Annotated in this window: 24 protein-coding genes and 1 tRNA gene; 20 read left to right on the top strand and 5 right to left on the bottom strand. The window is 51.6% G+C overall.

The window, feature by feature from the left end:
- Positions 1–30: 30 nt before the first annotated feature.
- The 4 genes from rpmI to EBB54_RS30145 all read left to right on the top strand — a co-directional run bounded on the left by rpmI (position 31) and on the right by EBB54_RS30145 (position 1,541).
- Positions 31–228 carry a 50S ribosomal protein L35 gene (rpmI, locus tag EBB54_RS11665; protein WP_004080891.1) on the top strand — a complete coding sequence of 66 codons (198 nt, stop codon included), beginning with the start codon at positions 31–33 and terminating at the stop codon, positions 226–228.
- Between the two features lie 29 nt (positions 229–257).
- Positions 258–614, top strand: a complete 357-nt coding sequence (gene rplT, locus EBB54_RS11660) for a 50S ribosomal protein L20 (protein ID WP_004080889.1) — start codon at positions 258–260, stop codon at positions 612–614.
- Between the two features lie 217 nt (positions 615–831).
- Positions 832–984 (top strand): hypothetical protein, encoded by a 153-nt coding sequence (locus EBB54_RS30150; RefSeq protein ID WP_004080888.1) that lies wholly within the window; start codon positions 832–834, stop codon positions 982–984.
- Between the two features lie 413 nt (positions 985–1,397).
- A complete protein-coding gene (locus EBB54_RS30145) occupies positions 1,398–1,541 on the top strand; it encodes a hypothetical protein (protein ID WP_154677787.1) in 144 nt (47 codons plus the stop codon).
- A gap of 323 nt (positions 1,542–1,864) precedes the next feature.
- Here EBB54_RS30145 and EBB54_RS11655 read toward each other — a convergent pair.
- Positions 1,865–1,948, bottom strand: a tRNA-Leu gene (locus EBB54_RS11655).
- A gap of 219 nt (positions 1,949–2,167) precedes the next feature.
- On the opposite strand from EBB54_RS11655, the gene EBB54_RS11650 reads away from it, so the two are divergent.
- The 16 genes from EBB54_RS11650 (at position 2,168) to EBB54_RS11580 (ending at position 19,297) form a co-directional block, all read left to right on the top strand.
- On the top strand, positions 2,168–2,551 hold the full coding sequence (locus EBB54_RS11650; RefSeq protein WP_004080882.1) for a helix-turn-helix domain-containing protein: 384 nt from the start codon (positions 2,168–2,170) through the stop codon (positions 2,549–2,551).
- Between the two features lie 234 nt (positions 2,552–2,785).
- Positions 2,786–3,715, top strand: a complete 930-nt coding sequence (locus tag EBB54_RS11645; RefSeq protein ID WP_004080880.1) for a nucleotidyltransferase family protein — start codon at positions 2,786–2,788, stop codon at positions 3,713–3,715.
- On the top strand, positions 3,715–4,827 hold the full coding sequence (locus tag EBB54_RS11640; RefSeq protein ID WP_125127547.1) for a phosphotransferase enzyme family protein: 1,113 nt from the start codon (positions 3,715–3,717) through the stop codon (positions 4,825–4,827). The genes EBB54_RS11645 and EBB54_RS11640 overlap by 1 nt, the downstream gene beginning before the upstream one ends.
- Positions 4,828–4,927: 100 nt before the next feature.
- Positions 4,928–6,469, top strand: coding sequence for a polyphosphate:AMP phosphotransferase (pap, locus tag EBB54_RS11635; RefSeq protein ID WP_125127546.1), 1,542 nt, complete (start codon positions 4,928–4,930; stop codon positions 6,467–6,469).
- Between the two features lie 37 nt (positions 6,470–6,506).
- Positions 6,507–7,508, top strand: coding sequence for a deoxyguanosinetriphosphate triphosphohydrolase (locus EBB54_RS11630; protein WP_004080875.1), 1,002 nt, complete (start codon positions 6,507–6,509; stop codon positions 7,506–7,508).
- An 87-nt stretch (positions 7,509–7,595) separates the two neighbouring features.
- A complete protein-coding gene (gene dnaG, locus EBB54_RS11625; RefSeq protein WP_004080874.1) occupies positions 7,596–9,371 on the top strand; it encodes a DNA primase in 1,776 nt (591 codons plus the stop codon).
- 54 nt (positions 9,372–9,425) lie between these two features.
- A complete protein-coding gene (gene rpoD, locus EBB54_RS11620; RefSeq protein ID WP_004080872.1) occupies positions 9,426–10,541 on the top strand; it encodes an RNA polymerase sigma factor RpoD in 1,116 nt (371 codons plus the stop codon).
- A gap of 80 nt (positions 10,542–10,621) precedes the next feature.
- The gene (locus EBB54_RS11615; RefSeq protein ID WP_125130737.1) at positions 10,622–11,443 is read left to right on the top strand and encodes a tRNA (adenine(22)-N(1))-methyltransferase; all 822 of its coding nucleotides are present in this window, start codon (positions 10,622–10,624) and stop codon (positions 11,441–11,443) included.
- Complete coding sequence (locus tag EBB54_RS11610) at positions 11,433–12,215, top strand: Nif3-like dinuclear metal center hexameric protein (RefSeq protein ID WP_125127545.1); 783 nt, start codon at positions 11,433–11,435, stop codon at positions 12,213–12,215. Before EBB54_RS11615 ends, EBB54_RS11610 begins: the two co-directional genes overlap by 11 nt.
- A gap of 123 nt (positions 12,216–12,338) precedes the next feature.
- The gene (locus tag EBB54_RS11605; protein ID WP_004080867.1) at positions 12,339–14,009 is read left to right on the top strand and encodes a nucleoside kinase; all 1,671 of its coding nucleotides are present in this window, start codon (positions 12,339–12,341) and stop codon (positions 14,007–14,009) included.
- A gap of 425 nt (positions 14,010–14,434) precedes the next feature.
- The gene (locus EBB54_RS11600; protein ID WP_125127544.1) at positions 14,435–14,983 is read left to right on the top strand and encodes a helix-turn-helix domain-containing protein; all 549 of its coding nucleotides are present in this window, start codon (positions 14,435–14,437) and stop codon (positions 14,981–14,983) included.
- 11 nt (positions 14,984–14,994) lie between these two features.
- A complete protein-coding gene (locus EBB54_RS11595) occupies positions 14,995–16,068 on the top strand; it encodes an ABC transporter ATP-binding protein (protein ID WP_125127543.1) in 1,074 nt (357 codons plus the stop codon).
- A 150-nt stretch (positions 16,069–16,218) separates the two neighbouring features.
- Positions 16,219–17,055, top strand: coding sequence for an ABC transporter permease (locus EBB54_RS11590; protein ID WP_004080856.1), 837 nt, complete (start codon positions 16,219–16,221; stop codon positions 17,053–17,055).
- A complete protein-coding gene (locus EBB54_RS31160; RefSeq protein ID WP_243127631.1) occupies positions 17,049–17,852 on the top strand; it encodes an ABC transporter permease in 804 nt (267 codons plus the stop codon). Before EBB54_RS11590 ends, EBB54_RS31160 begins: the two co-directional genes overlap by 7 nt.
- A gap of 102 nt (positions 17,853–17,954) precedes the next feature.
- On the top strand, positions 17,955–19,016 hold the full coding sequence (locus EBB54_RS31155; protein ID WP_004080842.1) for an ABC transporter substrate-binding protein: 1,062 nt from the start codon (positions 17,955–17,957) through the stop codon (positions 19,014–19,016).
- Entirely contained in the window at positions 18,992–19,297 is a 306-nt protein-coding gene (locus tag EBB54_RS11580) for a P-loop NTPase family protein (RefSeq protein ID WP_193554352.1), read from the top strand. Before EBB54_RS31155 ends, EBB54_RS11580 begins: the two co-directional genes overlap by 25 nt.
- An 84-nt stretch (positions 19,298–19,381) precedes the next feature.
- Here EBB54_RS11580 and EBB54_RS11575 read toward each other — a convergent pair whose 3' ends face one another.
- The 4 genes from EBB54_RS11575 to EBB54_RS11560 form a co-directional block, all read right to left on the bottom strand.
- Positions 19,382–21,046, bottom strand: coding sequence for a recombinase family protein (locus tag EBB54_RS11575; protein ID WP_125127542.1), 1,665 nt, complete (start codon positions 21,044–21,046; stop codon positions 19,382–19,384).
- Between the two features lie 6 nt (positions 21,047–21,052).
- A complete protein-coding gene (locus EBB54_RS11570; protein ID WP_125127541.1) occupies positions 21,053–21,250 on the bottom strand; it encodes a hypothetical protein in 198 nt (65 codons plus the stop codon).
- A gap of 253 nt (positions 21,251–21,503) precedes the next feature.
- Positions 21,504–22,802 (bottom strand): virulence-associated E family protein, encoded by a 1,299-nt coding sequence (locus EBB54_RS11565; RefSeq protein ID WP_125130735.1) that lies wholly within the window; start codon positions 22,800–22,802, stop codon positions 21,504–21,506.
- 13 nt (positions 22,803–22,815) lie between these two features.
- Positions 22,816–23,463: a CHC2 zinc finger domain-containing protein gene (locus tag EBB54_RS11560; RefSeq protein WP_125127540.1), complete on the bottom strand. Its 648-nt coding sequence runs from the start codon at positions 23,461–23,463 to the stop codon at positions 22,816–22,818.
- Between the last annotated feature and the right edge of the window lie 20 nt (positions 23,464–23,483).

The raw sequence follows: 23,483 nt of genomic DNA, 5'->3' as shown, positions 1-23,483 counted from the left end.
AGGCAAGCACAATAAAGGAGGAAGATTATTATGCCAAAATTAAAAACAAATAGAGCGGCGGCAAAGCGCTTCAAAAAGACAGGTACAGGAAAGCTGAAAAGAAACAAAGCTTACAAGAGCCACATCTTAACCAAGAAGACGACCAAGAGGAAGAGAAACCTCAGGAAGTCCACTATTACAGATGCTACAAATGTAAAGAATATGAAGAAAGTATTACCGTATATCTAAGACTCGGGTAATAGAAGGAGGATTAAGAAATGGCAAGAATCAAGGGCGGAATGAACGCAAGAAAGAAACATAACAGAGTATTGAAGCTGGCAAAGGGATACAGGGGAGCACGTTCCAAACAGTACAGAGTGGCAAAGCAGTCCGTTATGAGGGCTTTAGCTTCCTCTTATGCAGGAAGAAAGCAGCGCAAGCGTCAGATGAGACAGCTTTGGATCGCGCGTATCAACGCTGCGGCAAGAATGAACGGCCTGTCCTACAGCAAGTTCATGCATGGCCTCAAACTGGCGGATGTGGATATGAACAGGAAGATGCTGGCAGAGCTGGCAGTCAGCGACAAGGCAGGATTCGCGACACTGGCAGAACTGGCGAAGGAAAAAATCGCATAATTGTGAATGAGATAAAAGCGGAGTGGTGTATTCCGCTTTTATTTTTTGTTCTATAGCTAACTTCTCCGAATTTTCCTATAGAACAAAAAGCCGTTACTGTTCACATGGTGTTGTGCACTTTTTTTCAAAAGATATTGGCAATATTCTAAGAATAGGTTACAATATTAGTTATAGAAGATTTGTAAGCGGCTGTAAACAGACGAGGAGGGAGGAGGTTATGGATAAAATGACAGATAAGGAACGGCAGGATACGAAAATGGCAATGTTGTATGAACTGAGATTAATTTTTTCCAATGGAGAAAAGAAAGAGTATACGACAGAAGAAATTGTTGAATTGCTTGATAAGATTGCTATGGCTAAAGAGCAGTAACAAATAGAGGTCACATGTAAAGCGGAGGCTTAGCCCTCCGCTTTTAATATACCATCGTATGCAGAAAAGCTGCCGGCGGCAGGTTTTCTGCATGGGCTTATATAATTTCCAGAGAGAAAAAAAGAAAGGCAGACCTGTGCTGAATGAACTAGTTGTAAGACTGATCTCGGTTCCGGCAAAGGAGATAGATTTTAAACAAGCGGAGAATGAAATTAGACAAGTAGAACAAAATATGTCTGAATCTTGGGAGAATGATATTTATTATCAATACCTTTAGGCTTAAAAACAATTCTATTTATGAATTTAGGGCTTGTTTGTTTTTACAATTCGTTTTAAAATAGCCTTATAGGCCAGATTCTTTGCATTTGACAGGCTGTTGATGAATGTAAGGTTTAGCTGGAAAGGAGTTTTAAATGATGGAGGTAATGGATAAAAAGGAAATTAAGGTTGTTATTGAATGGTGTGATGAAAAAGGGCATAGCGAACATGAAATATTGGATTTAATACGCCGGATTGTTAACGCAAACCCACGGCATGAGGAAAAAGAAGAAGAGTAAAGCGGAGGTTTAGCCCTCCGCTTTTAAATTGGCTTATGTTATGAGGTTTGTTGTTAAAGTTTTGCAAGTAGTTTTCTGCTCATATGAATCGATACCAGATTTGCCGTAAACATTTGATACTGGATAGGTTATATTGAAACTGACATTAACATTAAAATTAGAATCTGGTTGTATAACTTTTAAAATTTTTGACATATCCATATACATCTAGTGAAAAACCTGCTGAGAGCGTGAGACAACGTGAGATAAATATTATACAATTTCCAGCAGATAAAAAAAGGAAAGCCTCTAGTAATTAAAGGCTTTCCAGTCTTTTAAAAAGATGCGGAAGATGGGACTTGAACCCACACAGCTCGAAAGCTACAAGATCCTTAGTCTTGCTCGTCTGCCAGTTCCGACACTTCCGCATTTGTGGTACGCTTCGAACCACAAGACATATCATACTATTATCTGCAAAAAATGTCAACATGTTTTTTTTAATATTTTGCATTTTTAGGCTTGATTTATTTTGCTTTTTTGCCATAACGGGAAAACTCTGTATAAAAGTAATATCCTACATTATATTCGGGTAGCATAAGAAAAGATATTCGTTAAAATAAAAATGAGTAATATGGAGGATTTAAGTTATGGTGCGAAATCGGGTAAAAGAACTGCGCAAGGAGAGAAGATTGCGTCAGGAGGAACTTGCAGGCAGAATCAATATTTCACAGCAGACGGTCAGCCGTATTGAAAACGGAGATAATGCACTTGCGGCAGATATTTTAATGTCTCTGGCCAATTATTTTGATGTGTCGATTGATTATATTCTTTATCGTTCAGATTCACGAAGAGGGGAGGAAAGCAGGGTAGAATTTGATGAGATCCAGGAGAGGAACTACAACCTCTGCAGGAGGTACGAGCAGCTGAACCGCAAAAATCAGGAATTGATCTTCAACCTGACAGAAGAATTGGAGAGCGGCCAGCGGCTGAGGGAAAGGTTCCTGAACATGAAGCGGGAAAAAAGAGAATAAAAGGTACGGTTTTTGGAGATGGGGATCTGCCAAAACCGAATTACGGATAACGATTCGGCCAGGTATAGAGAAGAGCATGGCCGGACGTTATTTTTTTGTGCATTTTTGCGAATTATTGTTTGATTATGGGGAGGGTTTTTGTTAGAATAGTAACATAGACAAAAAACGCCCCTGCGTCTGTTTCAGGGGCAGTAACAAAGAGGAAAGGACAAAAAAAGAATTGGGGGAAAAGCGATGAAGAAGCCGATATTAGTGATCATGGCAGCGGGAATGGGAAGCCGTTACGGCGGATTGAAGCAGATCGATCCGGTGGACGGCCAGGGGCATATCATTATGGATTTTTCCATCTATGATGCAAGACGCGCAGGCTTTGAGAAGGTTGTGTTTATCATCAAGGAAGAAAATGAAAAGGAGTTTCGTGAAGCAATCGGAAGCCGGGCGGAGCAGTATATGGAGACGTCCTATGCATTTCAGAGGATTTCGGATATTCCGGAGGGATTCAGCGTACCAGAGGGGCGTGCCAAGCCGTGGGGAACGGCCCATGCGGTGCTGAGCGCCATCGGGGAGATCGACGGGCCGTTTGCGGTGATCAATGCAGATGATTATTATGGAAGAGACGCGTTCCAGAAGATCTACGATTATCTTTCCTCCCATGCGGACGATGAGAAGTACCGCTATACCATGGTCGGCTATGAACTGCAGAATACGGTGACGGACAACGGGCATGTGGCACGCGGGATCTGCCAGGTCAGCAGTGCAGGGGAACTCGAAGCCGTTGTGGAAAGGACCCGGATCGAAAAAAGAGACGGCGGCATTGCCTTTACGGAGGACGGAGGACAGACCTGGGAGCCGATCCCGGGAAAAACACTGGTATCCATGAATATGTGGGGATTTACCAGAAGCATCCTGGAGGAGATCCGGGCAGGCTTTCCGGCCTTTCTGGAGAAGGGGTTAAAAGAGAATCCGCTGAAATGCGAATATTTTCTTCCAAGTGTAGTCAGCGGGCTGCTGGAGCAAGGCAAGGCATCTGTTGCAGTGCTTTCGTCTGCGGATAAGTGGTACGGCGTGACCTACAAAGAAGATAAGCCGGTGGTGGTTGCGGCGATGAAAAAACTGAAAGAGGACGGCTTTTATCCGGACAATTTATGGGAGGAACAGGTCTGATGAGAAAAGAGAACGATAAAGGAAAAAAAGAGGCCCTTGAAAATTTTTGTTTCAGCGGGAAGCTGATTTCTGAGGGGACTTACGGGAGCGGGCACATCAACGATACATACCTGCTTGTGTTTGAAGAGCCCGGGCAGGGCACAAACAAAAAGATACTGCAGCATATGAACCGCCAGATCTTCACCAGGCCCGTGGAATTGATGGAAAATATCATGAATGTGACGACCTACCTCCGGAAGCGGATCATTGAGAAGGGCGGAGATCCGGACAGGGAGACGCTGAACCTGGTGCCTGCCCTGGACGGAAAAGCCTACTTTATCGACTCGGAAGGCGAATACTGGCGGGCATATCAGTTCATCACCGGGGCCTCCTGCTATGACCAGGTGGAAAAGCCGGAAGACTTTTATCAGAGCGCGTATTCCTTCGGCAATTTCCAGAGAATGCTGGCAGATTATCCGGCGGACACCCTGCATGAGACCATCCCAGGATTTCACGATACAAAGTCAAGGTTTGCGGCATTTCGGCGCGCTGTGGAGGCGGATGTCTGCAAAAGGGCGGAATCGGTGAAACGGGAGATCGACTTTGCGTTTGCACACGAGGACATCACAGGGGTGCTCGGGGAGATGCTGGCAAGGAAAGAGATGCCACTGCGGGTGACCCACAATGACACGAAGCTGAACAATATCATGATCGACGACGCCACCGGAACGGGGATCTGCGTGATCGACCTGGATACGGTGATGCCCGGGCTTGCGGTGAATGACTTCGGGGATTCCATCCGCTTCGGAGCCAGCACCGCGGCGGAAGATGAGAGGGACCTGGACAAGGTGCAGTGTGATATGGGATTGTTTGAGACATATACAAAGGGCTTCATCGAAGGCTGCGGAGGCAGTCTTACGCCGAAGGAACTGGAGATGCTCCCCATGGGAGCGAAGGTGATGACCTTCGAGTGCGGGATTCGTTTCCTGGCGGATTATCTGGAAGGGGACATTTATTTTAAGATCCACAGAGAAGGACAGAACTTAGACCGCGCCAGGACACAGTTCAAACTGGTGGAAGACATGGAAAAAAAGTGGAATACCATGCATGAAATCGTCAGAAAATATTGCTGAGGAGGAAGGCAAATGTGCAGCATTTTTTTAATGCCTTCCAACGACATGCCGCCGAACCGTCGGTGAGGGGGCGCTACATTATGATACAGGAGGAAAGTATATGCTGGAAAAAGTCGATTTGTCCAAAAAGATGACAAAAGAAGAATATAAGGAAAAGATGCCGGTCCTGGAAAGCAGGCTGGGCGAGCTGCAGAGACAGTGCAAGAGCCTGAATATTCCGGTCATGGTCGTGTTTGAAGGCTTCGGCGCCGCAGGCAAGGGCGTGCAGATCGGCAGGCTGATCCAGAGCCTTGACCCGCGGGGGTTTGAGGTTCACGCGATCCAGCGGGAATCGGAGGAAGAAAAGATGCATCCCTTCCTGTGGAGGTTCTGGACCAAGACGCCTGCAAAAGGGCGGATCGCTGTCTTTGACGGAAGCTGGTACAGAAGGGTTCTGATCGACCGGTTCGAGAAACGGACGAAAAAAGGGGAGCTTTCGGATGCCTATCATTCCATCTGCTCTTTTGAAAAACAACTGACGGATGATGGCTGCGTGCTCATCAAGCTGTTTCTGGATATCAGCAAAAAGGAACAGAAAAAGCGGTTTCAAAAGCTCCTGGAAAACAAGGAGACCGCCTGGAGGGTGAGCAAAGGCGACCTGGAGAGAAACCAACGCTATGACGATTACCAGGCCATCATGGAGGAAATGCTGCAGAGGACGGACACGGACTACGCCCCCTGGATGATTGTGGAAGCCATGGATAAAAGATATGCGGAGGTCAAGATCTATTCGGCCGTGATCAGGGCCCTTGCCCGGCAGGTTGAGAAGGTGAGCCATGAAAAAGCAGAGGCAGAAGCCCTTAAAGCAGTCCTGCCGATGGATGAAACCGTCCGGGCCGCGGCGGCTGCCGAGGAAGCGGCAAGAAATGTAAGCGACCTTCAGGAGTCGGTGCTGACCAAAGCGGATCTGACCCTTAGCTATACAAAAGAAGAATATAAAAAACGGCTGAAAAAGCTTCAGAAAAAAATGGAGATCCTGCACTCAGAGCTGTACCGCAGGAGGATTCCGGTGATACTGGGATTTGAAGGATGGGACGCCGGCGGCAAGGGCGGCGCCATCAAACGACTGACGGAAAAGATGGATCCGAGAGGATTTGTAGTGAATCCTACGGCATCCCCCAACGACATCGAAAAAGCCCACCATTATCTCTGGCGGTTCTGGCGCGCGGTTCCCAAGGACGGGCATATAGCGATCTTTGACAGGACCTGGTACGGGCGGGTGATGGTCGAGCGGATCGAGGGCTTCTGCACCAGGCAGGAATGGCAGAGGGCTTACAAAGAGATCAACGATATGGAAAAGGACTGGGCGGACGCAGGCGCGGTGGTCGTGAAATTCTGGATGCAGATTGATAAGGACGAGCAGGAGCGGCGTTTCAAGGCGCGGCAGGAAAATCCGGAAAAGCAGTGGAAGATCACGGACGAGGACTGGCGCAACCGGGAAAAATGGGATCAATATGAGGATGCGGTCAACGAGATGCTGCTTCGGACTTCCACGGATTATGCACCGTGGATCGTGGTGGAAGGCAACTGTAAATATTATGCCAGGATCAAAGTGCTGGAAACCGTGGTAAACGCCCTGGAAAAACGCTGCTCAAGGCCGTAGGACAAAGCAGATCGCTGCAAATGCGGGGAAGGACGTTATGACGATCAGAGAAAAACTGGAAGAGAGGGAACTGGAGTACCTCAGCCCCTACGCGTCATTCAGCAGGGAGTCAAAAGGGCGGGAGAGGGCGGAGCAGGAGTGCGACATCCGCCCGGTGTTCCAGCGGGACCGGGACCGGATACTCCACTGCAAGGCGTTTCGGCGCTTAAAGCAGAAGACCCAGGTGTTTTTACAGCCAAAAAGCGACCACTATCGTACCCGGCTGACGCATACGCTGGAGGTATCCCAGAATGCGCGCACCATTGCGAAGGCGCTCCGGCTCAATGAAGATCTGGTAGAAGCCATTGCCCTGGGCCATGACCTGGGGCATACGCCCTTCGGCCATGCGGGGGAGAGGGCGCTGGATTCGGTGTTTCATTTTGCACATAACGAGCAGAGCGTCCGCGTGGTGGAATGCATCGAGAGACAGGGAAAGGGGCTGAACCTGACCTGGGAGGTGCGGGACGGCATCCTGAACCACAAGACGGCGGGCAGGCCCCATACATTGGAGGGGCAGGTGCTTCGGCTGTCAGACAAGATCGCCTATATCAACCATGACATTGACGATGCCATACGCGGGGGTATCCTGACGGAGGAAGAGATTCCAAAGGAGATCCGGAATACTCTGGGCGCCTCCGGCAAGCGCAGGCTGGATACCATGGTTCACGATGTGATCGTACACAGCATGGACAAACCAAAGATTACCATGTCCGAGGAAGTGGAGCAGGCGATGAAGGACCTGCGCAGATTTATGTTTTCCCATGTGTATCTGAACCCGAAAGCAAAGGGGGAGGAGGATAAGGCGGTGGAACTGATCCGCCGTCTTTATGAGTATTATTTCCGGTATCCAGAACTGATGCCGGAGCAGTTTTTACACTCCATTGACCTGCCCGGGAACTGCCGGGAGCAGGTGGTCTGTGATTATATTGCCGGAATGACAGACAACTACGCGGTGAAAAAATACGGAGAATATTTCATCCCGGAGGCATGGACAAAATAAGCCGTATACTTTTTGCTTCATAAAAAAGGAAATCAAAAAGTTTTGTCGAATATATAACATATAGGGAACTTTTTTTGGGAGGTCAGGATGTATTATTCGGAAGATGTGATCGAAGAAGTGCGGATGAAGAATGACATCGTGGATGTGATTTCCGGATATGTGAAGCTGCAGAAAAAGGGCAGCTCCTATTTTGGGCTTTGTCCGTTTCATAATGAAAAATCTCCGTCTTTTTCAGTCAGCAGGCAGAAGCAGATGTATTACTGCTTTGGCTGCGGCGCCGGAGGGAACGTATTTACATTTCTGATGGAATATGAGAATTTTACATTTGTCGAAGCTGTGGAATATCTGGCAGAGCGCTCCGGTGTGGAGCTTCCCAAGGCGGAGTATTCGAAGGAGGCAAAAGAGCGGGCCGGCTTAAAGGCCAGGCTTCTGGAGATCAATAAGGCGGCGGCGCAGTATTTTTATGTGCAGCTGAAATCCGAGCGGGGGAAGGCCGGCTATACATATCTGAGGGAACGCTGTCTGTCGGACGAGACGATCCGGGCCTTCGGGCTGGGGTATTCCAACAAGTACAGTGACGACCTGTACAAGTATCTCAAGTCCAAAGGATACCAGGAGGATATGATCCGCCAGGCGGGGCTGATCAGTACGGACGAAAAGCACGGCGTCTACGACAAGTTTTGGAACAGGGTCATGTTCCCGATTATGGATGTGAACAGCCGGGTGATCGGATTCGGGGGCCGCGTCATGGGAGACGCGAAGCCCAAGTATCTAAATTCCCCGGAGACCCCTGTGTTTGACAAGAGCCGGAATCTGTACGGGCTGAACCGGGCAAGGTCGTCCAGGAAGCCGTATTTTCTGCTGTGCGAGGGGTATATGGACGTGATCGCAATGCACCAGGCCGGTTTTACCCAGGCCGTGGCTTCTCTGGGAACCGCGTTGACCTCGGGCCATGCCGCCCTGATCCGGCGCTATGTGCAGGAAGTCTATCTGACATACGACAGCGACGGGGCGGGCACTAAGGCCGCGCTGAGGGCGGTACCGATTCTGAAAGAGGCGGGGATATCCGCAAAGGTCATCCGGATGGATCCCTATAAAGACCCGGATGAATTTATCAAGAATCTGGGCGCGGAGGAGTTTGAGAAGCGGATTGCTGAGGCAAAAAACGGATTCATGTTCACACTGGAGACTCTGGAGAGGGAGTATCATATGGATTCCCCGGAGGGCAAGACGGCCTTTTTCCAGGAGACGGCAAGACGGCTGCTGGATTTCCGGGACGAGCTGGAGCGGAATAATTACATAGAAGCCATTGCAAAAGCCTACCGCGTCAGTGAAGGGAGTCTCAAAAAGCTGGTGTCTAAGATGGCTGTACAGGAAGGGATGGCCAGGCCGGCAGAGCGTCCCAGGACGGCGGAGGGGAAGCCCCTTAAGAAGGAGGACGGCAGCCTGACCGCCCAGAAGGTGCTTCTCACATGGATGATCGATGACCGGAACCTGTTCGGCCTCATCAGCCGCCATATCAGGCCCGAGGATTTTACCGGGCAGCAGTACCGGACGGTGGCCGGGCTTTTGTACGCCCAGTATGAGGCCGGCGAACTGAACCCCGCGAAGATCATCAACCATTTTACAGAGGAAGAGGAACACCGGGAGGCGGCGGCGCTGTTCAACACCAGGATCAGAAGGCTGTCCACACCGGAGGAAAAGGTACGGGCCATCAAGGATTCCCTTCTGCGGGTGAAGTCCAACAGCATCGACGTGCGGATGAAAAACCTGGACCCGACGGATATGGCCGGCCTGCAGCACCTGATGGAAGAAAAAAGACAGCTCGGGGAACTGGAGAAACTGCATATTTCTTTAGAATAAGGATAAAATATAACAAGATAGCCTGGCGCTTGCGGGCAGAGGAAGGAAGGACACATGGAAGAGAACACACAGAAATTTTTGGAGCGTTTAAGAGACCTGGTTGCTCTCGGCAAGAAAAAGAAAAGCATCCTGGAGATCCAGGAAATCAACGACTTTTTCCGTGACATGGAGCTCAATGCAGAACAGATGGACAAGGTGTTTGAGTACCTGGAATCCAACAATATCGATGTGCTCAGGATCAGCGGCAGCGATGATGATGTGGACATTGACATGGATGTGATCCTGTCGGAAGAAGAGGACGTGGATGTTGAGAATATTGACCTGTCTGTTCCCGATGGAGTGAGCATCGAAGATCCTGTGCGCATGTATCTAAAGGAGATCGGAAAGGTTCCTCTCTTGAGCGCCGAGCGCGAGATCGAGCTCGCCCAGCGGATGGAGGACGGGGATGAGGACGCCAAGAAGGAGCTGGCGGAGGCAAACCTGCGGCTGGTGGTGAGCATTGCCAAGAGATATGTAGGCCGCGGGATGCTGTTTTTGGATCTGATCCAGGAGGGCAATCTGGGACTGATCAAGGCGGTGGAAAAATTCGATTATCACAAAGGATATAAGTTCAGTACTTACGCTACATGGTGGATTCGCCAGGCCATCACAAGGGCCATCGCGGATCAGGCAAGGACGATTCGGATTCCGGTCCATATGGTGGAGACCATCAATAAACTGATCCGTGTGTCCAGACAGCTTCTGCAGGAGCTGGGGCGTGAACCCACCCCGGAGGAGATTGCCAAGGAACTGGACATGCCTGTGGACCGTGTCCGTGAGATCTTAAAGATTTCCCAGGAGCCGGTGTCTTTAGAGACCCCCATCGGGGAAGAGGAAGACAGCCATCTGGGAGACTTTATTCAGGACGACAACGTGCCGGTTCCGGCGGAAGCCGCGGCCCAGACCCTGTTGAAGGAGCAGCTTGACGAGGTGCTGGATACGCTGACTGACAGGGAGCAGAAGGTGCTCCGCCTGCGGTTCGGTATGAATGACGGGCGTGCCAGGACGCTGGAAGAGGTAGGCAAGGAGTTTGACGTCACCAGAGAACGAATCCGCCAGATCGAGGCGAAAGCTTTAAGAAAGCTCCGCCATCCCAGCAGAAGCAGGAAGCTGCGGGATTATCTGGATTGATGAGGCACGGCTGCCGCAGCCGGAGATCGCCGGAGTATATGCGGCAGATCTGCGGGCAGCAGATGAAAGAGGACAGACAGATGGAATTATCAGGCAGGCTGCAGGCGGTCGCTTCCCTTGTGACTGCCGGGCACCGGATTGCGGATATAGGCACCGACCATGCCTATATCCCGATTTTTCTCGTACAGGAAGGGCGGTCGGACTCGGCCATTGCCATGGATGTCAACGAGGGACCTTTAAAGAAGGCAGAAGAGCATGTAAAAGAGAGCGGTATGGAGGGCAGGATTGAGCTGCGCCTGTCGGACGGCCTTGAAAAGCTGGAACCAGGGGAGGCGGATACCGCCGTAATCGCAGGGATGGGGGGGCCGCTGATGCTTCGGATTTTGAAAGCATATCCAAAGACCGTGGGTTCTCTGCGGGAGCTGGTTCTTCAGCCCCAGTCTGAGACCGCAAAAGTCAGGGCCTTTCTTTTAGAGGAAGGTTTTTTGTTTCTCCGGGAGGAGCTGGTCAAGGAGGACGGAAAATATTATCCCATGATGAAGGTCGTGCCGCCCCATGACGGAAGCTTCGGCGGTCCGGGAAAAGACGGGGAGAATCGGAAGGAACCGGTCAGGCAGGGGATTCAACCTGAAAAGAAAGATGCAGAGGACAACCGGGAACCAGGATGCGGGAAGCCGGAAACGCCGGATGTGTGGGACGAAACGGAAGTCAGATACGGAAAACTGCTTCTGGAAATGCGGCATCCGGTTCTCAGGGAATATCTGCTCCGCGAAGAAGCGATCCGGCTGCAGATCCTTGACGGGCTTTTGGGGCAGTCCGGGGAGCGGATCACAGGGCGCAAGAGGGAACTGGAAGAAGAACTGGAGTATATCCGGAAAGGACTGAAGCATTATGCAGTGTAAAGAGATCATGGAGATCATCGAGACGGTGTATCCGAAGGAAGCGGCGCTGAGTTTTGACAATGTGGGACTGCAGGCCGGAAGGAGCAATAAGGAAGTGAAGCGGATCTATCTGGCGCTGGACGCCACCAAAGAGGTGATTCAGGCGGCGAAGGACAGTCAGGCGGACATGCTGATCACCCATCATCCGCTGATCTTTTCTCCTCTGAAAAGCGTCACCGACGGCGATTTTATAAGCCGCAGGATTCTGGAACTGATCCAGAGCGACATTTCCTATTACGCCATGCATACCAATTATGATGTGCTGGGAATGGCAGGTCTCGCGGAGCGCATCCTGGGCCTTGGGGATGCCCGGGTGCTGGATGTGACCGGGGAGATTGACGGGAGAGAGGAAGGCATCGGGCGCATCGGGATGCTGGAAGGGAGCATGACACTTAAGGAATGCTGCCGGTATGTAAAAAAATGTCTTGCGCTGGATACGGTGAAGGTGTACGGGGATCTGGACAGGGAGGTGCAATGTCTTGCCGTTTCCCCGGGTTCAGGAAAAAGCGCCGTTGCCCCCGCCGTAAGAAAGGGCGCGGATGTGCTTGTGACAGGGGACATCGGCCATCATGACGGGCTGGACGCATGGGAGCAGGGGCTGGCGGTGATCGACGCGGGACACTACGGGACGGAATATATTTTTATAGAGGACATGAAGCAGTTTCTGGAAACAAGGCTGGACGGGGTGGAGGTCAGGACCGCTTTGAAAGCGCATCCCTTTTCGGTACAATAGCTTTGCGGATGAATGAGCAGGCTGGAGGCTCCCTGGAGCATCCAGCCGGGCATCCGGACAGTTTTCCTGGATCTACAGGCGTATGGCGACTCAAAAGACTGATGAAAGGCAGGGATTGGATCTATGGATGAAAAAATGTATACGGTAACAATCGGGGAAGAAACCAGACAGTACGCGGAGGGCACGACATACCGGGAGATTGCGGAGGAATTTCAGCATCTGTACCCTCATCCCATTGTTCTGGTATATGTCAACAAGTATCAGCTCCAGGAGCTTGGCAAGAAGCTGAAAAAGGACTGCGAGCTGGGATTTATCACGACGGCGCATCATATCGGACTCGAGACGTACAAGCGGAGTATGTGTCTGCTGCTTGTGAAGGCGGTACATAATGTGGGCGGGTACGACAATGTGGAGCGGGTGAGGATTCATTTTTCCGTGAGCAAGGGGTACTACTGCACGGTGGAAGGAAATGTGACAGTGGACGAAGCATTTCTGGAAAAGGTGGATGCAAGGATGCGGGAATTGTCGGCGGAGCAGGTTCCGATTCAGAAGCGTTCCGTACATACCAACGAGGCCATCGACCTGTTCCGCAGGCATAAGATGTATGATAAAGAGCATCTCTTTGAATACCGCAGGGTATCCAGGGTCAATATCTACAGCATCAAAAATTTTGAGGATTATTTTTACGGATATATGGTTCCGGATACCGGATATCTGAAATATTTTGCCCTCCATCTCTATGAGGACGGGTTTGTGATCCAGATGCCTACCATGAACCAGCCCGATGAGGTGCCGCCTTTTGAGCCTCACAGAAAGCTGTTCCAGGTGCTCCGTGAATCCGTTGCCTGGGGGGATCAGCAGGGCATCGACACGGTGGGGATGCTCAACGACGCGGTGACAAAGGGCAATATGCAGGAAATGGTCCTTGTCCAGGAGGCCCATCAGGAGCGGAAGATTGCGGAGATTGCGAAGATGGTTGCAGAGCGGCCGGATGTAAAATTTGTTCTGATCGCCGGGCCTTCTTCTTCGGGAAAGACTACATTTTCCCACCGGCTGTCTATTCAGCTTCGTGTAAACGGGCTGGTGCCGCATCCGATTGCGGTGGACAATTTCTTTGTGGATCGGGAAAAAACGCCCCGGGATGCCAATGGGGAGTACGATTTTGAATGCCTGGAAGCCATTGACGTGGATCTGTTTAACGAGAACATGCAGGCATTGTTAAGGGGCGAGGAAGTGTATCTTCCGGTGTTTGACTTCAAATCCGGAAAGCAGAACCGCTCCACGAAGCCGAAGAAGCTTGGGGAGAATGATATCCTGGTCATTGAGGGCATCCACTGCCTGAATCCGAAGCTGACAGAAATGCTGGACGACGCCAATAAGTTTAAAATCTATATCAGCGCACTGACCCAGCTCAATGTAGATGAGCACAACCGGATTCCGTCCACCGACGGACGGCTGATCCGCCGGATCGTGCGGGATGCGAGAACCCGGGGAAATTCCGCCCAGAAGACCATCGCCATGTGGAGATCGGTGAGAAGGGGGGAAGAGAAGAATATCTTTCCGTATCAGGAGGAAGCGGATGTGATGTTCAATTCCTCGCTGCTCTATGAACTGGCGGTGCTCAAGCAGTACGTAGAGCCGCGGCTGTTCGGCGTGGAGAAGGACAGTGCGGAATATGCGGAGGCGAAGCGGCTGCTGAAGTTCTTTGATTATTTCGTGGGGATTGAGAGCGACTTTGTGCCGGCAAAATCCCTGTTAAGAGAATTTATTGGGGGCGGGTGCTTCCAGGTGTAAAGGGAGGGGCGGCTTAGAAGCGTCCTGCTGACAGCAAAGGGGAACAGCAGACCTCAGACCCGTCTGCTGCGCAGCCTATCCGCTGCTACCGCAGCTCCTGTCTGAGGTTCATGGGCGTCCCGCTGACAGCAGAGGTGGAACAGCAGACCTCAGACCCGTCTGCTGCGCAGCCTATCCGCTGCTACTGCAGCTCCTGTCTGAGGTTCATGGGCGTCCCGCCCAATAGCAAAATAGAAAAGGAGTCGTTTACAAGTGAACTTGCAAACGACTCCTTTTCTATTTTACTGCTGTTCCAGACGATTTTATTGAAAATATTAGTTGACTTTTGACTTAGTATATGTATAATTGATTATGGTAAATAAAAAGTTTAGTAACTCTAAATGTGTAAGTTCTATCAGACGCGATAAAAAAGGAAGTCAGAGACTATGAGCATTGAAGAACAGATCGGCATGAAGATCCGTAATCTACGAAACCAGAACGGCCTTACCCAGGAAGAGCTGGCTGACCGGACGGAATTGACGAAGGGGTTTATCTCCCAGCTTGAGCGGGGGCTGACAGCGCCTTCGGTATCCACCCTTCTGGATATCGTGGAATGTCTGGGAACCAATCTTTCTGATTTTTTCCACGACGAGGATGACCTGCAGATCGTATTTCCAAAAGAGGATTATTTTGAAAAGGAAGACGAGGACGGCAACAGCATCACCTGGCTGATCGCAACGGCCCAGAGCAGGAGCTTAGAGCCGATCCTGGTGCGCCTCCAGCCGGGGCAGTCCATGCCGGCTGACAAACCCCATGAGGGGGAGGAGTTCGGCTATGTGCTGGACGGCAAGATCCAGGTACACTATGGAGATGAAAAGTATACGGTGAAAAAAGGAGATTCCTTTATCTTTCCGGCAAACAGAAAACATAGGATAAGCTCAGCTTGTAAAAAGGTTTCATCCATTCTATGGATCAGCAGCCCCCCAAGCTTTTAAGGAGGAAATATATGAAGGATGTGATATTAGAGCTGGATTCTGTCAGCAAATCATTTGATGGAAAACAGATATTAAACCATCTGGATCTGGAAATCGGGCGAAATGAATTTATCACGCTTCTGGGGCCTTCTGGATGCGGGAAGTCCACGACCCTGCGTATCATCGGCGGCTTTGAGAAGCCGGATGAAGGGCGCGTTTTATTCGAGGGAAAGGATATCACCGGCCTTTCTCCGGACAAACGGAACGTGAACACGGTTTTTCAAAAATATTCCCTGTTTCCGCATATGGATGTGGCGGAAAATATAGCATTCGGATTGAAGCTTAAGAAAAAGAGCCAGCAGTATATCAAGGATAAGATCCGCTATGCCCTAAAGCTGGTGAACATGGACGGTTATGAGACAAGGAAGCCCGATTCTTTAAGCGGCGGGCAGCAGCAGCGTGTGGCCATCGCCCGCGCCATTGTCAATGAGCCGGAGATACTGCTTCTGGATGAGCCCCTGGGGGCGCTGGATTTAAAGCTCCGCCACGGCATGCAGAGGGAACTGATCAAGATCAAGCAGGAGGTGGGGATTACCTTTGTCTATGTGACGCACGACCAGGAGGAGGCACTGACCATGTCGGACCGTATCGTCGTCATGAACAAAGGGATTATCCAGCAGATGGGAACCTCCAAAAGCATTTACGATGAACCGCAGAACGCGTTTGTGGCAGATTTTATCGGAGACAGCAATATCATAGACGGGATTATGAAGGAGGACTGTCTGGTTCAGATCCAGAATGTCCCGATTCCCTGTGTGGACACCGGATTTGCGAAGGACGAACTGGTGGATGTGGTCATCCGCCCGGAGGATCTGGTGATTGTAAAGGAAGAGGACGGGTATCTCAAAGGGATGGTCGTTTCCATTATATTCAAAGGTGCTTACTACGAGATCAAGGTCCGCGTCGGGCACTACGACTGGATCGTACAGAGCGTCAACCCGGCGCAGATCGGCACCGTGGTGGGAATGACGATCCTGCCGGACAATATCCAGATCATGCACAAGCCCCATTCCGAGGATGCGGAGGTTGTGCGGGAAGACGCATAGGCAGTCCTTTAGCATATATCAGTGTTACGATTCACAGCTCCTTCGCTTACATGCGAAAAGACCGCCGGCAGGGCGGCCTGCCGATGCTGCGCATGTGTGGGGATAGGCTCTGAACCGTGCAAAACATGAACCAGGAGGTTTGATAAGATCATGAATCGTGCAAAATCCGTGAACAGGCGGACATGGCTGTCCTCCCCGTACATCCTGTGGGTCATCGGTTTTACCGTGATCCCTCTGGGGGTGATTTTTAAATATGCGCTGACCAGCCGGGAAGGCGGTTTTTCCCTGGAAAATATCGTTGCCACTTTCGATCCGATTCATTTGAAGGCAATGGTCTTTTCCCTGGAGATCGCGGTCGGATGTACCCTGATCTGCATTCTTTTGTCCTATCCCCTTGTGCTGGCTCTGCGGCATCTGGGAATGGGAAGGCAGGGGTTTACCATGTTCATCCTGATCCTTCCGATGTGGATGAATTTTATCCTGCGGATTCTGGCCTGGCAGATGATTCTGTCCAATAACGGAATCCTCAATTTCCTGCTGACAAGGCTGGGGCTGGAAGCTCTGCCCCTGGCCAATACAGGGACGGCCATTATGATCGGGGTGGTATATGACTACCTTCCCTATATGGTGCTGCCGATCTTCAACGCGGTGGCGGAGATTGACGAGGATATCATCGAAGCGGCGCGGGATCTGGGGGCCAGCGGTTTTACCGTGTTTCGGAAGATCATTTTTCCGCTGTCCATACCCGGGCTTCTGAGCGGGATCGTGATGGTATTCGTACCTTCCATGACCTCATTTGTAATCTCGGATATTTTGGGCGGCGGCAAGCTGCAGTTGATCGGAAATATCATCGAGCAGGAATTTACAAAGAGCTCCAACTGGAACCTGGGGTCAGGGCTGTCGGTTTCCCTGATGATCTTTGTCCTGATCAGTATGGCATTTACGACCAAAAATGACGTGGAAGGAAAGGGGTCGGCGATATGGTAGAGAAGCTGAAACGTGTACTGAGCCGGTTCTATATCGGCCTGATCATTTTATTTTTGTATGCGCCGATTCTGGTGCTGGTCATGCTGTCCTTCAATAATTCCCGGTCCCGGGTGACCTGGGGCGGCTTTACCCTGCAGTGGTACGGAAAATTATTTTCCAACGGACAGATCATGGAAGCCCTGGTGACAACCCTGGTTCTGGCTACGGCTTCGGCGCTGGCCGCCACGGTGATTGGGGTGCTGGGCGCTCTGGGTATCCATGCCATGCGGCAGAAAAACTATCAGATCATGATGATCTGTACCAACATCCCGCTTCTGAACGCGGATATTGTGACCGGGATCGCGCTGATGCTCTGGTTTGTACACTTTATCCCGCTGGGCTTTGGCAGCGTGCTGATTGCGCATATTACGTTTAATATCCCCTATGTGATCCTAAGCGTCATGCCGAAGATCCGGCAGATGAATGTGAGCCTGTATGAGGCCGCGAGGGATCTGGGGGCAAATGCGGTGTATGCCTTTTTCAGGGTGATCCTTCCGCAGCTTGCCAGCGGGATCGTGGCCGGCTTTTTCATGGCGTTTACCATGTCCATGGACGACTTCGTGATCACGTATTTTACCAAGGGGGCGGGGGTCAATACGCTGTCTACCATGATCTACGGGGAGATCCGAAAAGGGATCAAGCCGGAGATGTATGCGCTGTCCACGATGATTTTTGTATTTGTTTTTGTGATACTGCTGGCAGCCAATTACTGGCCGGGAAAGAAAGCCCAGGTGCAGAAACCGGGGTATGAAATTTGACCCCGCGGTGTTTTGAATATCATCGTATGCAGAAAAGCTGCCAGCGGCAGGTTTTCTTGTATGTTATCAAACAAATTTTTATTCATAGAAAGGATATGAGAGATGAAAAAGAGAGTGATCAGCGTTCTGCTGGCAGGCGTGCTGGCCTGCTCTATGCTGGGGGCGACAGGCTGCGGAAGCAAAGGGGGAGAAAAGGGGAGTCTGACGGTGTTCAGCTATGGAGAGTATATGGATCCGGATGTGCTGGATTTGTTTACCGAGGAGACCGGAATTGAGATCAAATATGAGGAATCCCTGACGCCGGAGGAGATGTATACCAAGTACAAATCCGGGGCGATCGAGTACGACCTGCTCTGTTCCACAGACTATATGCTTCAAAGATTTATCGAGGAAGGCGAGTTTCAGAAGATTGACCGGAGCGCCCTGGAAAACGGGGGGAATATCGGTGACAAATACTGGGAGCTTGCAGCTGCATTTGACCCGGAAAATGCGTACACGGTGCCTTATTTCTGGGGAACGCTGGGGATTCTCTATGACACGACCAGGGTGAAGGCGCCTGTGGACAGCTGGGAGGTTTTGTTCAACGGGGACTACGCCGGCGAGGTCATCATGCAGAACAGCATGCGGGACACATATATGGCGGCATTGAAGTATCTGGGGTATTCTCTGAACACCAACGACGAAAATGAGATCCGAAAGGCCCAGGAGCTGCTCCTCAAACAGAAGCCGGACGTGCAGGCGTATCTGGTGGATGAGGCCCGGGACGAAGTGGTGGCAGGCAACGCCGTGATGGCGGTGGTGTATTCCGGAGAAGCCTACCTTGGACACCAGTACAATGAGAATCTGGCATATGTGATCCCCAAGGAAGGCTCCAATGTATGGCTGGATGCCTGGGCGGTTACCAAACACTGCGATGACCTGGAAGCGGCGCAGAAGTTCCTGGATTTCCTCTGCAGGGAGGATATCGCAAAGAAGAACTTTGAGTATATCTATTACTCCACGCCCAATGACGCGGTGGTGGAAAGCCTTTCAGACGAGGAACGGGCGGATGAGGCGCTGGTTCCCGCAGAGGACGCGACGGACAACTGTGAGGTGACCCAGCAGTTGGAGCCGGAGAGCAATGATTTGATGAATGAGCTTTGGAAAGAACTGAAGGCGGATTAAAATATGAATGGATCAGAAGCGGAGAGCAGAGATGTTCTTCGCTTTTTAGAAAGGTATTATACCAGCAATCGTCATATTACAGTGAATTGATAGAAAAGGAGCTGCCGGGAGTGCCTGTCATTGCCTTTCATTCCTATAAGGGGGGCGTTGGACGAACATTGTCCCTATTGGCATTTGTAAAAGCCTGGTCTGCGCTCAAGGATTTGAAAAGTACGAAAAAACTGCTGATTGTAGATGCGGATATAGAAGCGCCGGGAATAACCTGTTTCATACCCAAATAGGTGTAGGAAACCGGCTCGATGGCGGGCGGCGGCGTGTCAAGAAATATCTATGGAGTTGTTAAGAACCGCCCCGGCGGGGGCAGGTCAGGCCGTGACCTGCTCTACTTCCGGGATGGGTTTGAGATTGAAATGAATTTCAATAGAAATGTGTCTTGTCTTTTCGCTGTCGATGTGTTCATGGACAACGATTTCTTTAATCAGGCGGTTTAGGGTGGCGGCGTCCAGTTCCGTGATGTCGGCGTATTCCTGAATGGCTTCTACCCACTGGCGGGCATCGCACGCAAGCTGGATTTCATCGGCCAGCTTCTTCCGGCCTTCCACAACCTTCGCTTTCAGTTCCGCCTGTTCCGTCTGCGTCTTTTCCATCAGCAGATTGAAGTTCGCTTCGCTGATACGTCCGGCAACCATGTCCTCATACAGCCGCAGAACCATCTTTTCCAGAACGTCAATGCGTCCCTCGTCTTTGGAAAGGGAACGCTCCAGCGCTTCCCGCTGGCCTTTCTGCTCGGCTTCGCAGGTGTCGGTCAGTTTCCCGGCAACGGCTTCTCCGTCCATCAGGGCGGCTCTGGCGCACTCCCGAATTTTGTTCAGCACAAGGGAATACAGGGTGTCGTATTCTACCCGGTGCTGGGTACAGTGCTGCTTGCCGAAAGCGTTGTAGGTCTTACAGGAATAAATCTGCTTCGGGTGCTTATCGTTGGTGTAGCGTATAGTCAGCGACTTCCCGCACTCGCCGCATTTGATAAGCCCAGCAAACAGGCTGTATTCCCCGGACTGTCTGGGGCGCTGCCGGGATTTCAGCTTGCTCCCCACGATGTCAAAGGTCTTGCGGTCAACAAGCGGCTTGTGCTGGCCCTCCACAACAATCCAGTCCTCCGGCTTCCGCTCCCCGATGGTGCCGATTTTGAAGCGGTACTCCTTTTTCTGGGAAGCGATAGCGCCGGTGTAGACGGGATTCAGCAGGATGTCCTTAATCACGGTAAAGTCCCACATATACCGCCCGTTTACCGGGTCTTTCTTTTCCCACTTGGTTGACACGTTCCGCAGCCCCCGTACCCGGTTCCAGTAGGTGGGGCAGGGGATTTTCTGTTCTTCCAGCCTGCGCCGGATGTAGTTGGGGCCGTGTCCTTCCAGCGCCCACGCAAACAGGAGCCGGACAATGGGGGCCGTTTCCTCGTCAATCAGCAGGTGGTTTTTGTCCTCCGGGTCTTTCTTGTAGCCGAAGGGGGCAAGGCAGCCGGTAAACTGTCCTTTCTGCGCTTTCAGCACATAAGAGGAATGGACTTTCTTGGAAATGTCCTTGCTGTACATCTCGTTGAGGATGTTCTTGAACGGCGCAATGTCGTTGTTGTCCCGCATGGTGTCGATACCGTCATTCATGGCGATATAGCGGACGCCGTGGCGGGGGAAGAAATCTTCAATCAAGAAGCCAGTCTGCAAGTAGTTCCTCCCCAGTCGGGAAAGGTCTTTCGTAATCACAAGGTTTATCTGCCTGCACTCGATGGCTTTCAACATCCGTTTCAGGTCGGGGCGCTCCATGTTCAGCCCCGTATAGCCATCATCCTGATAGATTGCGACAACCTCCCATCCCTGCTTTTCGCAGTAGGTTTCCAGCATATCCCGCTGGTTTGCAATGCTGGCGCTCTCCCCGTCAAGGTCATCGTCCTTGGAAAGCCTGCAATAGATGGCTGCCCGGAAGCTGCCTGCCAGCACTGCGTCCATGCCTGTATCTTCAAATCCGTTCATCATAACCGTTTACCCGCACAATCCAGACGGAACACGGTCACTCTGAACCTTGTCTTTATTATACTCTAATTCTTGCTTTTTCGCAAGATATTCTTTGCCGTTTCTCTGGCTGTATCTCTGTGCAATCAGGCTTACGAAAACGTCCGTAGCGTCCAGTTCGCCGTCAAATACCGTTGTGACATGGATTTCTGTTTTGCTTTTTGCCATAGGCATTTACCTCCATACATGAAAATAGCCAGACAGGAGAGGGTCGGCAACGAAGTCCGGCAACGGGCTTCAAAAAACCTTTAAAACAATCTCTGTCTGGCGGTTGGGTTATTTATTACTTTTTCTTTTATTTTTCTGTTGCTTTGGTTGTCAGAGGGGAGAAAAGCCCGCAGTCACGGGGTTTTCCCCGGCAACCGGCTCGGCAACGGGATAGCAACGGGGTCGGCAACCGGCTGCATTTTCCCCGGATTTTTCAGAAGGGAAGTTCCATCTGTTCGGGAACCGGCATAAATCCGTCCGGGTTTTTTTCCTGCCCGTTGCCAGTGTCCGTTGTCGGGGGGTCCCGTTCCCAGCCCTTCTGCCTGCCGTAGCCCTCAAACATCCGGGGATTGGAGAAATACTTCCAGCCGGTCACGCACTGGTGCATGATTTCGTTGATTTCCCGGATTTCCCATTGCTTCGGCTCGTCAAAAGGGCGGTTTAAGGCTTCCCGGAAAAGCTGCTTGGAACACACGGCGCTGCCGGTGTAGCGGTCAAGGTACGCCTGTATCATCCCAGCCTTGGTGTCCTCCGGCATGAAATCCCGCTGGTGTTCTTTGAGATAGCGTACCATTTCGGGGCTGAAAGACAGCTTAAAATCGCCGCCTTTGTATATCGTCATGGCTTCCGCCCATAGCTGCCCGATATAGGCTCTGGAAGCGGCTTCATCGTCAAGGATGTGTACCTCGGCCTGTTCTGGGTTTACCATGACCGGCAGGAAACGCCGGTTCCCAGTGCGGTCAAGGGGCAGGAAATCCGGGGCGTTGGAAGTCCCGCCGAACACGCATTGCCGGGGCCTGTCCTCTGGGTGGGTTTCATACGGTATCTTGTAGACCTCCTTCTGGCGGCTTAGGAAAGATTTGATTTCTTCAATGCTCTTGGCGTTGGCGGTGGCAATCATCTCCGACATTTCGATTATCCAGTGGCCTTGTAGCTTACGGTACACGTTTTCATCGTCCAGCTTCCGCAAATCATCGGAGAACCACTCGTCTTTGACTGCCAGCAACCGGAAGAAGGTGGACTTCCCGGCTCCCTGCCCGCCTACTAGGCAAAGCATGACCTCAAACTTACAGCCGGGGCAGAACGCCCGGTGGATGGCTCCCAGCAGGAACAGCCGCAGGGCTTCATAGGTGTACCCGTCCGTGTCGGCTCCCAGAAAGTGCCGCACGCAGAAGCGGATTCGCTCGGTTCCGTCCCAGACAAGGCCGTTCAGGTAATCCCGGATGGGGTGGTATCTGTTGGCGTCTGCGGCAAGGGCGACGGCGTCCGCTATCTTTTTCTCGCTTGTCAGGCCGTAGGTGTTTTCCAGATACAGCCGGATATATTTCATGTCCGTGTCGGTCATCGCCCTGCCGCCGGTTCGGTTCTTCCTGCCGATGGGCTTTAACAGGTCAATGCGCTCGGTCAACAGGTTCTTGGCAACCGCCCCGGAAAGGACGGGGTCGTGCTGGAACACGGTCAGGCAGTTTTGAATACTGTTTCTCACGCCGCCCTTCTCGGTGCCTTCTAACATAGTCTTGACTTCCTCAACGCTCCGGGGCGGGGGTGCGGCTTCGATGGTGTCTGTCACGGCCTGCCGTATCTCTGGCGGCAATGTCTGCCATTCTTCGCTCAAGGCTTCTCACTTCCTTTCCATAGCTGGCAATCAGGGCGGCACGTTCCTCCATATCGGAGAACAGCAGCACATCCAGCAGATATTCCACATGGCTCATGCGCTGCAAGGCTTCCACGAAAAGCGGGTGGAAATCCTCGTCCGGCGTCTTGGGGGCGTAGTCCCGTTTCCAGCGGCGCAGCAGATTGTGATAGTCGGACAGTACCCGGAAGCAGTAACGCTCCATGCGCCTGAATTGTTGCTCCGGGCTTTCCTGCCGGGGTTGCCGCCGGTGGTGGTTCCTGCCGGGCGGCTCCCTGCCCTCGTAGGGGATGGAGAAGTCCTTTGCCAGCATGAGGGCGGCTTTTTTGGGACTGACGTTTTCCAGCCGGGAAACAAAGTCAATCACATCCCCGTCCGCCTGACAGCCGAAACAGTGGAACCGGCGGTCAACCTTCATGCTGGGGTTCTTATCCTCATGGAAGGGGCAGACGCACATCCCGTTCCTTCCTACCCGGATTCCGTAACGCTCCGCAGCCTGCCGGGTGGTAACAGACTGCTTCACGGCTTCAAATACATTCAATAAGCATTTCCTCCTGAAAT

This window comes from Schaedlerella arabinosiphila, assembly GCF_003885045.1.
Taxonomy (GTDB): domain Bacteria; phylum Bacillota; class Clostridia; order Lachnospirales; family Lachnospiraceae; genus Schaedlerella; species Schaedlerella arabinosiphila.
The sequence above is the reverse complement of the archived record's forward strand: the minus strand, read 5'-3'. Positions and strand labels throughout refer to the sequence as shown.

Coding starts and splice junctions, on each gene's coding strand:
- rpmI (WP_004080891.1), top strand. CDS start 31: ATGCCAAAATTAAAAACAAATAGAGCGGCGGCAAAGCGCTTCAAAAAG.
- rplT (WP_004080889.1), top strand. CDS start 258: ATGGCAAGAATCAAGGGCGGAATGAACGCAAGAAAGAAACATAACAGA.
- EBB54_RS30150 (WP_004080888.1), top strand. CDS start 832: ATGGATAAAATGACAGATAAGGAACGGCAGGATACGAAAATGGCAATG.
- EBB54_RS30145 (WP_154677787.1), top strand. CDS start 1,398: ATGATGGAGGTAATGGATAAAAAGGAAATTAAGGTTGTTATTGAATGG.
- EBB54_RS11650 (WP_004080882.1), top strand. CDS start 2,168: ATGGTGCGAAATCGGGTAAAAGAACTGCGCAAGGAGAGAAGATTGCGT.
- EBB54_RS11645 (WP_004080880.1), top strand. CDS start 2,786: ATGAAGAAGCCGATATTAGTGATCATGGCAGCGGGAATGGGAAGCCGT.
- EBB54_RS11640 (WP_125127547.1), top strand. CDS start 3,715: ATGAGAAAAGAGAACGATAAAGGAAAAAAAGAGGCCCTTGAAAATTTT.
- pap (WP_125127546.1), top strand. CDS start 4,928: ATGCTGGAAAAAGTCGATTTGTCCAAAAAGATGACAAAAGAAGAATAT.
- EBB54_RS11630 (WP_004080875.1), top strand. CDS start 6,507: ATGACGATCAGAGAAAAACTGGAAGAGAGGGAACTGGAGTACCTCAGC.
- dnaG (WP_004080874.1), top strand. CDS start 7,596: ATGTATTATTCGGAAGATGTGATCGAAGAAGTGCGGATGAAGAATGAC.
- rpoD (WP_004080872.1), top strand. CDS start 9,426: ATGGAAGAGAACACACAGAAATTTTTGGAGCGTTTAAGAGACCTGGTT.
- EBB54_RS11615 (WP_125130737.1), top strand. CDS start 10,622: ATGGAATTATCAGGCAGGCTGCAGGCGGTCGCTTCCCTTGTGACTGCC.
- EBB54_RS11610 (WP_125127545.1), top strand. CDS start 11,433: ATGCAGTGTAAAGAGATCATGGAGATCATCGAGACGGTGTATCCGAAG.
- EBB54_RS11605 (WP_004080867.1), top strand. CDS start 12,339: ATGGATGAAAAAATGTATACGGTAACAATCGGGGAAGAAACCAGACAG.
- EBB54_RS11600 (WP_125127544.1), top strand. CDS start 14,435: ATGAGCATTGAAGAACAGATCGGCATGAAGATCCGTAATCTACGAAAC.
- EBB54_RS11595 (WP_125127543.1), top strand. CDS start 14,995: ATGAAGGATGTGATATTAGAGCTGGATTCTGTCAGCAAATCATTTGAT.
- EBB54_RS11590 (WP_004080856.1), top strand. CDS start 16,219: ATGAATCGTGCAAAATCCGTGAACAGGCGGACATGGCTGTCCTCCCCG.
- EBB54_RS31160 (WP_243127631.1), top strand. CDS start 17,049: ATGGTAGAGAAGCTGAAACGTGTACTGAGCCGGTTCTATATCGGCCTG.
- EBB54_RS31155 (WP_004080842.1), top strand. CDS start 17,955: ATGAAAAAGAGAGTGATCAGCGTTCTGCTGGCAGGCGTGCTGGCCTGC.
- EBB54_RS11575 (WP_125127542.1), bottom strand. CDS start 21,046: ATGATGAACGGATTTGAAGATACAGGCATGGACGCAGTGCTGGCAGGC.
- EBB54_RS11570 (WP_125127541.1), bottom strand. CDS start 21,250: ATGGCAAAAAGCAAAACAGAAATCCATGTCACAACGGTATTTGACGGC.
- EBB54_RS11565 (WP_125130735.1), bottom strand. CDS start 22,802: ATGTTAGAAGGCACCGAGAAGGGCGGCGTGAGAAACAGTATTCAAAAC.